The sequence below is a fragment of the Minwuia thermotolerans genome (assembly GCF_002924445.1).
Lineage (GTDB): Bacteria > Pseudomonadota > Alphaproteobacteria > Minwuiales > Minwuiaceae > Minwuia > Minwuia thermotolerans.
On sequence record NZ_PIGG01000030.1, the window covers coordinates 1 to 11,672 of the forward strand.

The window sequence follows — 11,672 nt, forward strand, 5'->3', positions numbered from 1 at the left end:
TGGTCTCCAAGCAGCTGCTGCCCGTCTACGACAAGCCGATGGTCTACTATCCGCTGGCGACGCTGATGCTGGCCGGCATCCGCGAGATCCTGCTGATCTCGACGCCCGAGGACCTGCCGCGCTTCGAGGCGCTGCTGGGCGACGGGCGCGGCTGGGGCCTGGAGATTGCCTATGCCGAACAGGCCGAGCCGCGCGGCATCGCCGAGGCGCTGATCATCGCCGAGGATTTCACCGCCGGGGAGAAGTGCGCCCTGGTGCTGGGCGACAACATCTTCTATGGCCGCGGCTTCTCCGGCCTGCTCAGGGAAGCTGCGGACTTTGGCGAAGGCGCCGTGGTCTTCGCCTATCAGGTCGCCGACCCCGAACGCTATGGCGTCGTCGCCTTCGATGCGGAGGGCCGGGCGACCGACATCGTCGAAAAGCCTGCGCGGCCGTCCTCGCCCTACGCGGTCACGGGGCTCTACTTCTACGACGCCCGCGCCGCCGAGATCGCGCGGTCGGTCGCGCCCTCGCCCAGGGGCGAACTGGAGATCACGGACGTCAACCGGCGCTACCTCGCCGAAGGGCGGCTGAAGGTGGAGAGGCTGGGCCGCGGCTTCGCCTGGCTGGACACGGGCACGCCGGTCAGCCTGCTGGAGGCGGCGGAGTTCATCCACGCCGTCGAGAAGCGCCAGGGCCTGAAGATCTCCGCGCCCGAGGAAGTCGCCTGGCGCATGGGCTGGATCGGCGACGAGCGCCTGCGCGACCTGGCCGAAGCGATGAAAGGCAACGACTACGGCCGCTATCTCCTGCGATGCCTCGCCTGAACGATCCGCCGGGGGCGAGAGATATGGCTGAGCGCATTGTCCGGGTGGGGGCGCATCTCATGGCCCTTGTCCTTGTGGCGACCACCATCGGACTCGTTGCCGGCATCAGCTTTCTCTCGGAGCGCGAAAGCCTGGCGGTCAATCGGGCGTCCTTGTGGTCGAGCCGCTTCCCCGAGTCCGCGATCCTGCGGGCGGCGGTTCACCGCCGCGATACCGACGGCGCATGGTGCGCTGAAAGAGCTGCGGCGGAGGATGGTAGATCCGGAATTGTCGCCTATGCGGCCCTCGCGCCCAATGATGCCAAACTGCTTCTGCAACTGGCGGCGATCGCGGAACGCTGCGCGGTGGTAACCGACGCCCTCCTGTTGCTTCGCCGCGCCCTGGCCGTCGGCGCTTCGGATCCCCGGATCGTCAGCGGCGCCTATGGATCACGGCGGTTTCTGGAATACACGGACCCGGCACTCGCCCGGGACCTCGACCGTCATCTGATCACTTTATGGGAGCAGCAGCCGTCCACCCGGCCGAGGCTCTCGGAAGCGATCGAAAATTGCTGGTCGTGCAAACGCATCCTGGCGAAAGCGCATCCTGAACTGGCCGCGAGGATAACAGAGTACCACCGAAAGAGACGACGCTAGGTGCCACACAGGCGTTTGTCGTTCGAGGGCGGTCGAAAAGTCCGTCGATGGCGGCCCTGTGACAAAGTCGGATGCGCTTGACAGGGAGACCGGCGAAGGGCGCGGAGAAGATCCTGCCCGCAGCGGCTGGCCGGGAGAGGGCCGCCAGGATCCCCTTAGCCGGTGCGACGTCGCCGAGGGCTCGGCGCCACCTCGTCGTCCAGCAGGGTGACAGGAGCGCCTTCCTGGATGAAGAGGCGGTAGATGGCGCCGGTCAGGAAACAGAGCAACATCGATATGGCTGGGATGGCCAGCCCGAAATCCGACAGGGACGAGATCAGGAGCGCCAGCCACAGGATCCAGATGAAGAGGCCGAGCGGGGAAACCAGGCGAGCCCCCCGGTTGAAGGCGATCCAGCAGGCCATCGGGATGGCGAAGACGCCCAGGAATGCCGCAATGAAACCGAGAACGCCATATTGGAGGAGGAAATCCAGGTAGTAGCTATGGGCGCTGGTAAAGATGAGATCGGGTATCGCCTCGATCGACCGGCCGAGCAGGACGGAATAGGCGCTGCCGGTGCCATAGCCCAGCCAGGGCCGTTCCATGATCAGAGCGATGGTCTCCCGGGCGATGATCTGGCGATCCTGGACGCTCGCCACGGGGACCAGGTGCTCGTCGGCGCCAAGGAGGATCGAGAAATACGCAATAGCAAGGATCAAGAATCCTGAGGCAGATAGAATAAGCAGATAATTGCGGGCGCGGGCGGGCAGGGCATAGACAAAGATAATCGCGGAAATCAGAAAAAACACCAAGTACATCATCTGAGAGCCGCTGGTCAGACTGTAATAGGCAAAAATGAGCACCTGTGCAACGTAGAGAAAGGCTCGCCTATTGAAGGTCATGACGCGCGAGGACAGTGCAGCCATATCGATCAGTTGCAACGCGTAATAGGCGGCGGCGATGGTGGTGATCAAGGCGGCATGGTTGGCATTGATCAGGGGGCCTGAAAACACGCTTGACGACCATTCACTATAATGAAACAGCACCGCATTGTCTTCGATCAGCCAGATCAGAAAGGACAAATGCCAGATCACCGAAATTGCGAGGACGTAGGTTTTGAGGAAGTGCTCAAAATCGCGACGTCGGTGGACTTGCTGATAGCCTGAATAGATCAGAAGAAGATTGGCCAGGGGAATAAAGATCGTCAGATTGAGATTGAACCCGGCATAGTTTTCAGGCGGCAACGGCGCGTCGGTGGATATCAGATACAGCGCGCCGCTCACCTGAAACAGGACGATAGCGACGAACAGCACGTAGCAGCAGAAACCCGTGGCCAGTGCGAGGCGTCGGAACCCGGACCTGCCGCGATCGGATCGAGCGACAGCCTCAGGGCTACGAAACAGGCGCCCGACAGCGGAAACCGAGAGAAGAAGAACCAGTGCCGCGGCATAGGGGGCGGCGTACAGGGGCCGGCTCAGACCCAGAACCAGAAATCCGCTTGCCAGAATCAGCGCGGTGAACGATGGGCCGAGCGCGAATGACATCTGTCGGTCTGTTCAGCCTATTCAGCGTCGGTGATCAATTCGCTCCAGATCCAGCCTTCCACCGGGTTGCCGGGACCATCGTCGGCGACCTTCGACCAATCATCGGAGGTCTCGAGAATGACGAATGTGGCCTCCGGCGTCATCACGTCGACGACCTCATAGGCCGTGCCGGGGCCGGCTCTGACATTCACCTTCGATGCGGTAACCCGATAGCGGGCGGTGTCGCTCAGCTGCGATGCGGGCGTCTCTGCCGGGGGGGAGGAGGCGGGCGATGTCGCTGTCTCGGTCGCGCTGCCCGGCGAGGATGCGGATGTCGTTGCCTCAGCAGCGGACATATCGGCAGATTCGCTCGCCGTGGCTGTGACGCCGACCGATTCGCCCGGAGGCGGCACGCTCTCGAGCGCGGGTGAGGCGCGAAGATCCGAATCGCCGCTCAAGACTTCAATGCAGGACGCCTCCGGCGTGCGTATGCAGGCTTCCGGTTCGATCCAGCCATAGGCGACGGTGACGCCATCTTCGCCGGGTTGCGCCACCTGAAAAAAATATCGGCCCGCAAAATCGGATTCCGTGATCGAGACGACTTCCTTGCCGGTCCCGAGTTTGGCGCGCTTCGCCAGAAGGTTACGCACCTCGTTCTTTTCGAGAGTGTTACGGAATTGCTTTTGTGCCTCGAAGCCCAAATACATAAGGACAGCGGCCGCAATAATAACGATTGAATATTGCAGATATTTCATGATTGACAGTCCGATGATCGTTGCATTCCGGTTCCTGGGCCGTCCTCGCTCGTTCTGAAGCCCGGCGCAGGGCCATTGTCTCACCGATTCGGTCTCGGGCGCAGCAGGCGCGTCGGGGAGAGGCTATATGACCCGCATGAAGGTGCAGGCCAACAGGAATTATCGAATAATGTCTGCGTCACACAATCATAGAAAAAATCTCTGGCTCTCAACGCCGTCATTGGGATCGGTTGCAGCGGGTGGCGCCGGCCCCCGGGAGACCGGTCGGTCATAGCACTGGTCTCGATAGCGCCATAGGGCAGAACGGAAACCCGTCGACCAAGAGACCCGAAGTCGATCGCACGCTGGGAAATCCGACGCAGCAGATTCAGCGCACCAGCGACAGGGGCATTGACGGGGATCGCCCTTAGGCGGCATGCTCCGGCGCATCTTCGAGGGTTGCGTCCCTGGCGTTACCGGGCCGGGATGCCGGGTCATGAGACATGGGGAATCTGAACGGATGGAGTGGATAGCCTGCATTTGGCGATGATCGAGCGGGCAAGCTCTGTGATATCCGAGCAACGACATGAGACCGCAAATGCAATACCGGATCCGGCAGACGGGAGCGGCCGGCGGTCCGGCCGCAGGCTGTTCTTCGCCAGAACGGTGCTTTCTCGCAAGGGCGGTCCGCGGGGCGTGAGCGCTCATGTCCGGCGGTCCGGGCCGCACGGCCGGGGCGCGCCCATGATCGATGCTGTGCCAGGCCATGTCGCCCCGCCCTTGGCCGGGAAATCACGCATCTCGATGCGTGAACCCGGTAATCTGCTTCCCCTAGTCTTGTTTAAATGCGCCGTGGAACCATGACAGATACACCCCCGTCTGCTGCCCGAGTCCGTGAAGTCTCCCTGACGGACTTCATTCAATATGCTCGCCGAAAATATGTGAAGGCATTGCTCGCCGGGCTGGTGGTCTTCGGCGTCTGCCTGCTGGTGTTGAGCCTTCGCCCGCCAGTGTATTCGGCCCAGACGACCCTGCTCTATCGACCCGAGCAAGCGGATTTCGCCAATGTCAATCTGCTCGCCTCGGGAATGGATGTGAGCTCGGCGACGATCAACAACGAAATCGAAATCATCCGTTCGACAGACCTGCTTTCCCGCGTGGTGGAGCGCACGGGCCTCAATCGGGATCCGGAGTTCGTGACGCCGGCCAAACTTGTGGATGTCGATGTCCTGGCATCCGTGGCCGGCGGAATCTTCCGCGGTGGCGCCTTTGACTGGGCCGGGTCGGCATTGGGCTGGGCTCGCGCGCCTCGCGACGTGATGCCGGCCACGCGGCGAATGCCCGCGATCGATGTAGTGCGAGCAGCGTCAGCCTTGCGCGGGCGCATCGAGGTCGAGAGCGAGCGGTTCTCCTACGCGTTCACGCTCAGCGTTTCCTCGACGGTTCCCGAGAAGGCCGCAATCCTGGCGAACACCGTGGCCGACGCCTATATCGAGGATCAGCTGGAGGCCAAATTCTCCGAGACCAAAAGGGCCACGAACTGGCTTTCGGATCGCATCGCGGAGCTTGAGGCGCGCGTGCGGGAATCGGAGTCGGCTGCCGCTCAAAAAAGAGCGGAGTTCTCGGAGATTTCGGGGCGTGACGCCGGGACGATCTCCCAGCAGATTGCCCAGCTCAGCACCCAGCTGGTCACCGCGCAATCGGCGTTGACCGCGGCGCGATCGCGCTACGAAATTACGAGCAGGCGCCGCGAGCAGGGAGAGGTTGTCGATTCCGATGGCGGTCAGAACTCGGATACGATCAATCGCCTGATCGAGCTTCGTACCGATCTGCGCCGCCGCGAAGCCGAGCTGTCGGGGCGATATCTCGAAAAACATCCGAAACTGATTGCCGTACGCGAGGACCTGGCGCAGGTCGAGGCGCGGCTCCAGCAGGCAAGAAACGCCTCCGTCGGCGATGCCAGAGCTGAATTGCGGGCCGCGGAAATCACGGTGCAGAACCTTTCGAACGAACTCCGTCGTGTGGAGCGCCAGGCGCAGGACTTCCGTCAGGCGGAAGTGGCCATCCGGCAGTTGGAACGGGAAGCGGAAACCGACCGCAATCTCTATGAGACCTATCTGTCGCGGCTGAGGGAGACGACGGCCAAGGAGGACGTCCAGACGGCCGATGTCAGAGTTCTGCAGCGGGCTTCGGTACCTGGTGGCCCTGTCGGTGTGCCGCCGCTTCTTCTCGCTATTGCCGGTGGCGCGGGCGGCGGCGCTCTGTGGCTATGTTTCGGGTTCGCGGTCGGACTGCTCCGACAGGGATTCAACCATCGCGAGGAAGTCGAAGAGGTGCTCGGCGAGACCGTCCTTGCCGTTGTGCCGGAGGTTGCGCCACGGCACCTTCAACGGGGCGTGGTCGAGTACCTGCAGAGGGAGCCGGATACGGGATTCGCCGAATCCTTCCGGAAGGCGAAGTCCGTCCTGGCGCTGCGCAGTATGATGACCAACAATGCAGTGATCTGCGTGACATCTTCGGTTCCGGGCGAGGGAAAGACGACGTTCGCGAGCGGCCTCGCTTATGAGTTTGCCAAATCGAAGAGATGCCTGCTGATTGAAGGCGATTTGCGGCGACCATCCTTTGCCAGCCGGGTCATGAACCGGGATGCCACCTATGGTGTCGGCGACGTGGTTGATGGAACGGCGAGCCTCGAAGATTCCCTTGTCACCGTGGCTGAATCCAATCTTTCGGTGCTCTTCGCCAAACGCGCCTTATCGAACTCGCCTCAGCTTCTCGAGTCCGAGGGCTTTGCGCGACTGATCGAGACTGCAAGGAACACGTTCGATGTCATTGTCATCGATGCCCCGCCCTTGCTGGCGACGTCCGATGCATTGGCGTTGGGCCAGGTCTGCGATTCATTCATATATGCGGTCCGCTGGCGCACCACCGAAAAAGGCGTTGTCAAGGCAGGAGTCAAATCGCTTCGAGACTCTGGTTGCCGAATTGCGGGTATTGTGATGACACGATTTGACACTCAAAAGGGTGGCGAAGTGCCGGGCTATTACTATGAAAATTATAACAGGTATGACAAATACTACACAAAGTAGGAGGCATTTGCGCGGACGTCGGCGCTCCAACCACCAGCGGCCGCCGCCATCGGCGTACTGCCGCGCCGGCGAAGACGGGGCGACCTCCTCGAATCCCTTCGCCCCGCATCGCCCCAATCGGGTAGCTGCCGTTCCGGCCGGCCTCTGGGTCGGGCTATTGCCGGACCCTGGGGCTGGTTCACTGATCAGGCACAAGGATATTGTAGCCTGCGCCCGCGGCAAACATGCCCTCGGTCAGCGGCCCGTAGTGAGGGCCGTCGTAGTTCGTGACGGGCGCCGCTCGCGGAGTCCCTGCGGTGGGCTCCAGGGCAGCCGTCTCAGACATGTCTGCCGTCTCATCCATCGAAGTACAGGCCGCCAGCGCGAGAGCCAGGGACGCCCCGGTGATAGATCCAACAATGCGGGTCATCGGATTACCTCCGTTTGTTTTGGTCTTGGCCGTAGACGATGGTGATGATCGGAAGAGATTCAATGGCGGCGCCCCGACCGCGGATCCATTGTCGCTGACCTGCGTAGTGGCGCAGCGACAGGCTGGAATGTCATCGGTAGCGACCGACCGTCGGGCATGCCAAAGGGGGGGGCGGCCGAATTGCAGAAGCGCCTTCGCTTGCCTCTATCGTGCCTGTTGGGGGATGAGGCCCACTGTCATCTGGTCGCGTCCCTCAGCGGGCCACGGCTTTCTACCGATATCCCTTGCCGAGCAAAATGACGCCAATGGTCTTGATCAGGATCAGCGTATCCAAAGTTGGCGAAAAATATTTGATATAGAAAAAATCGTATCGAAGCTTCTTTAATACCGTATCGATCTCGGCAGCAAAGCCCTGCTCAACCTGAGCCCATCCGGTGATACCGGGCTTGACGACGTAACGAAATTTAAAGAACGGTATTTCCCGAGAGTAGCGACGGGCCAGGGAAACGGCTTCCGGTCTTGGTCCGATCAGACTCATCTGTCCCAAGCATACATTTATCAGTTGCGGCAGCTCGTCCAGGCGGTGGCGACGGAGAAATCGGCCAACGCGTGTGATGCGTTGATCTTCTTTTTCCGTAGGCCCGCTCCATCGACCGTCGCTGTGATACATTGACCGAAATTTGTACATCAGAAAGGGCTTTCCTCGATATCCAATGCGGATCTGCTTGAACAAGGCGGGTCCTGGCGTGTCCAATCTTATACAAATCGAGATCAATAAAAAAGCAGGTGATAAAAAAAACAGAAAGACGGATGCAAGTATGCGATCAAGAACATCTTTTATGACAAGGTACACCGGAGACGGATTGAGTGTTTGAACAAAATGCTCGTATAGATTATCTATCTTCACCTGGTGTTCAATAATTTCAATGGACGTATCATAGTCTATAACGGGAATATGTTGCAGAACGCAGTTGGCGAGAAAGCGCTGCCAAGCGTCGGGAAGGTCGGCCTTCAGGTCGGCAACCACAATAGCCTGCCTTGAGTTCCTAATTTTTGGCTCCGTAAGCGGCAGCCATGTATTTTGAAGGCTCTCAAGCTGTTCGCTGCATTTGCCATAGGGGACCAAATAGAAGGTCTTCCAGCTCGATCGCCGCATGCGTGTTAATATGTAAGCACTCGCGACCGTCATGGCAGCAGAGGTTACAAGTATATATATGACAAACTCAATTCGAAAAAATAAAACTATCATGTAAGCGATTGTAAAAATAAATCCGCTATATATGAGAGAAATCGAGTGTGAGGAATTCAAGATGGTCGACCGCGTATTCAACACCATCCACAGCACAGCGGACGAGGAAAGAAATACGAGAACCAGGCTGTTTCGCTGGCCATCGGTGAGATGATCGAAGACATCCCATCCCCATCGGAGAAAAGTCGGCACGAATGTCGCCAGGAGTGTGAGAGCGATTGCTAGAAATAGATGCCGCGCGGTTCGCGAATCAGGAAGCACCATACCCTAGGTTCCATATTTACATATGCGTGCGTAGATAGCGAGTGATTCCCGCCCGTGCGGTGCGCACGATTGCATCGTGGACGGTCACTTTCTTTCAGAGATTTTGAATCAGATTTTGTAGAGAGACATTTATCAGCGTTGCGGGGCTTTGGCAAAGGTCCTGGAGGGGGCAAGCGTGAGCCGGCCATGGATGCTTGCCGTTGAAGGAGGGGCCGGCGATGGCTATCCGGTGGAGGTTCGAAGGGCCGATCATTGGTGCGGGGCCAGTTGGCTTTGGCGGGGGCCGAGCAGGGGCCGGAACGCCGCCGGTCGACAGAAGTCTGCCATTCTTGGCATCTGGTTGGGGGCTCTGACTGAAGCGCCGCAGTGAGGCGGTAGGTCGTCGCTTCGAACTTTTGCCGTTGGGCATGGGGGCGATGCACGAAGGGGCGTCGACGGGGCCGGATCCATCTCGGCGGCAGCGTTTGCCGGAAATTGGCGCCAGTGTGGCTTCCGGTGATTCGGGCGTGTGAATAGAGCGGTATCGATCGGGGCGATTTTCGGTTGCGTATCAAACTCCGATCCGCGCGGCGCCACGAAGCATTTTTTCATAGTCAGCTAGGCGGCTATTGAGACCCTGTTTCCTGAGCGTGGGGACAGGGACGACGAATGCGAATGCTCCGGCCCACGGAAAAGAAGGGGCGCTAGTTCATGTATTTCGGCGCGATCTTTTCCGCACGACGTTGCCCTGCGGCCAATTCGTTTTCAGACATTTGCTCAGCCAGTTTGTCACGCTTCGCCGCTGCGTCGGTGTGGCCTTTTTGGGCTGCGATATCCAGCAGTGCCCACGCCTGTGTCCTGTCCTTGTCGACACCGCGACCGTCAGCAAACATTTCCGCCAATGCCGTCAGCGCCGTCAGATGGCCGGCGCGTGCAGCCACCTGATACCAGGCCGCTGCTTTCTCAAGTCGCGGTTCTGGTGTGCCCTCGCCGCGTTCGAACATCTGCGCGGCGCGGAAACTTGCTTCCACATCTCCCTCGCCGCCTGTGCTCACATATTCTTCCAACGCAGCTGTGTGATCCCCTGCAGCTTGGAGTTTTTCGGCCTCTTCGATGCCGGCCACGACAGACTGCGCGTTGCCGAAAATGAATAATGCGACCGTGCAGATATAAACGGCGTCCCTGGCCATCAGCGTGCCCTCCCTCAATCAGCTTCGATCCAATGCCGGTGCCATTAGATAATTGCAGAAGCAGTGTTGTCAACAATCAAAGCGGGTAGGAGGTCGTTCGATAGCGGTTGAGGGCGCATCAACGGCTGCTATTCATCACCTGTGGGCTGCCGCTGCGAAAGGGCCTCCGAATGCACTGGCACGCATTGGAATGCCCCTGAGATGCTCTGGCCGTCACGGCGGTATTGCTCGACAATGCCGGCTCGGACTTCAGAGCAGCCCTCGAGACTGTCGGCTCGCATGCCTGTGTCCCAAATCTGGTTGGCGTTGAGAAAAACCACGATCAGCGCCCAGTTCACCGCGACCTCCCTTCCTTAATCCTGTCTGCCCGACCCACTGCGTTGGCCATGATCGAAGGACCCAAGTGCGGACGGTGCCGGTTGTCGTCTGGCAAATGGCTAACGCACAATCGGAACGAGAGCACATTAATCTTGATGCACGGTTCGCGTGGCTGGGCGATCGACCCTGCAATGACTTTCCACCATAGACAACCAATTCCGAGCCCACCACCTTGAACGGTCGTCACGCAATTTTGGGCGACCATCAATGGCTTCTGCGGCATCTCGGGTTCGGTCGCTCCCTGAATTCGGATAGTGAACCGCGCCGAGTTTCCCGGAGGCTCCGACTTGTGAGAAGAAGGAGCTGTTATGGGAACACAATCGACACGGTATCCGACGGAGGTTCGCGAGCGGGCGGTCCGTCTGGTTTTGAATCACCAGGGCGAGCACGCCTCGCAATGGGCAGCGATCGACTCGGTCGCGGCGAAGATCGGCTGCACGGGCGAGACGTTACGGCGCTGGGTCCGGCAGGCCGAGCGCGACAGCGGCATGCGGGCTGGTACGACGACCGACGAGCGCGAGCGGATACGGACGCTGGAGCGCGAGGTTCGCGAGCTCAGGCAGGCCAATGAGATCCTGCGCAAGGCGAGCGCCTATTTTGCCCAGGCGGAGCTCGACCGCCCACTGAAGCGATGATCGCGTTTATCGACGATCACCGGGAGGCTCACGGGGTCGAGCCGATCTGCAAGGTGCTGCCGATCGCCCCGTCCACCTACCGTGACCATGTCGCCCGGCGTCGCGACCCTTCTCGGCTGTCCGCTCGGGCGCAGCGGGATGAGGCCTTGAAGGTCGAGATACGGCGCGTGTACGAGGAGAACTTCCGGGTCTACGGCGTGCGCAAGCTGTGGCGGCAGTTGAAGCGTGAAGGCTTCGATGTTGCCCGCTGTACGGTAGCGCGGCTGATGCGCCAGATGGGTCTGGAAGGGGCGATCCGCGGCAAGCGGATAAAAACGACGAGTGGCGACAAGGCGGCGCCTTGCCCGCTCGACCGGGTCAATCGCCAGTTCCGGGCGCCGGCGCCGAACAGGCTGTGGGTCTCCGACTTCACCTACGTGGCGACCTGGGCGGGCTTCGTCTATGCCGCCTTTGTCATCGACGCCTTTGCCCGGCGTATCGTGGGCTGGCGTGTCAGCCGCACGGCCCATGCCGGCTTCGTCCTCGACGCGCTGGAACAGGCTCTTCATGAGCGGCGGCCCGTGCGGAGCAACGGGCTCGTCCACCATAGCGACAGAGGAAGCCAGTACGTCTCGATCAAATACACCGAGCGGCTGGCCGAGGCCGGCGTCGAGCCGTCCGTGGGCAGTGTCGGTGATTCCTACGACAACGCTCTCGCCGAGACGATCAACGGCCTCTACAAGGCCGAGGTCATTCACCCGCGCGGGCCGTGGCGCTCGTTCGAGGCCGTCGAGTTCGCTACCCTCGAATGGGTCGACTGGTT

The 11,672-nt window shown here is 60.4% G+C and carries 9 protein-coding genes and 1 other annotated feature; of the genes, 4 read left to right on the top strand and 5 right to left on the bottom strand.

All coding sequences use genetic code 11. The annotated features are described in order from the left end of the window. Positions 1-806, top strand: an 806-nt coding sequence (rfbA, locus tag CWC60_RS07885; protein ID WP_109793455.1) for a glucose-1-phosphate thymidylyltransferase RfbA, incomplete at its 5' end; no start/stop codon positions are given. 23 nt (positions 807-829) lie between these two features. Next, positions 830-1,441, top strand: a complete 612-nt coding sequence (locus tag CWC60_RS07890) for a hypothetical protein (protein ID WP_109793456.1) — start codon at positions 830-832, stop codon at positions 1,439-1,441. Between the two features lie 155 nt (positions 1,442-1,596). On the opposite strand, the gene CWC60_RS07895 is transcribed toward CWC60_RS07890, so the two are convergent. Next, complete coding sequence (locus CWC60_RS07895; RefSeq protein WP_109793457.1) at positions 1,597-2,964, bottom strand: O-antigen ligase family protein; 1,368 nt, start codon at positions 2,962-2,964, stop codon at positions 1,597-1,599. Between the two features lie 17 nt (positions 2,965-2,981). Next, positions 2,982-3,698 (bottom strand): SH3 domain-containing protein, encoded by a 717-nt coding sequence (locus tag CWC60_RS07900; protein WP_109793458.1) that lies wholly within the window; start codon positions 3,696-3,698, stop codon positions 2,982-2,984. An 839-nt stretch (positions 3,699-4,537) separates the two neighbouring features. Here CWC60_RS07900 and CWC60_RS07905 point away from each other — a divergent pair. Further along, positions 4,538-6,766: a GumC family protein gene (locus CWC60_RS07905; protein ID WP_164516430.1), complete on the top strand. Its 2,229-nt coding sequence runs from the start codon at positions 4,538-4,540 to the stop codon at positions 6,764-6,766. A gap of 680 nt (positions 6,767-7,446) precedes the next feature. Here the strand turns inward: CWC60_RS07905 and CWC60_RS07915 are convergent. From CWC60_RS07915 to CWC60_RS23225, 3 genes are all read right to left on the bottom strand, one after another. Beyond that, on the bottom strand, positions 7,447-8,301 hold the full coding sequence (locus tag CWC60_RS07915; RefSeq protein WP_164516431.1) for a sugar transferase: 855 nt from the start codon (positions 8,299-8,301) through the stop codon (positions 7,447-7,449). A 1,070-nt stretch (positions 8,302-9,371) separates the two neighbouring features. Then, positions 9,372-9,857 carry a tetratricopeptide repeat protein gene (locus CWC60_RS07920; protein ID WP_109796293.1) on the bottom strand — a complete coding sequence of 162 codons (486 nt, stop codon included), beginning with the start codon at positions 9,855-9,857 and terminating at the stop codon, positions 9,372-9,374. A gap of 128 nt (positions 9,858-9,985) precedes the next feature. Beyond that, complete coding sequence (locus CWC60_RS23225; protein WP_109796294.1) at positions 9,986-10,195, bottom strand: hypothetical protein; 210 nt, start codon at positions 10,193-10,195, stop codon at positions 9,986-9,988. 348 nt (positions 10,196-10,543) lie between these two features. On the opposite strand from CWC60_RS23225, the gene CWC60_RS07925 reads away from it, so the two are divergent. Continuing rightward, positions 10,544-11,672 (top strand): IS3 family transposase gene (locus CWC60_RS07925; protein WP_420891140.1). Its coding sequence is split into 2 segments (ribosomal slippage), with 1,130 coding nucleotides annotated over them: positions 10,544-10,838 and positions 10,838-11,672; the frame shifts between segments, so codons are not numbered across the junction. This gene is flagged as partial in the annotation. Further along, positions 10,825-10,941 (top strand) — a sequence feature (AL1L pseudoknot). It overlaps the preceding gene by 117 nt.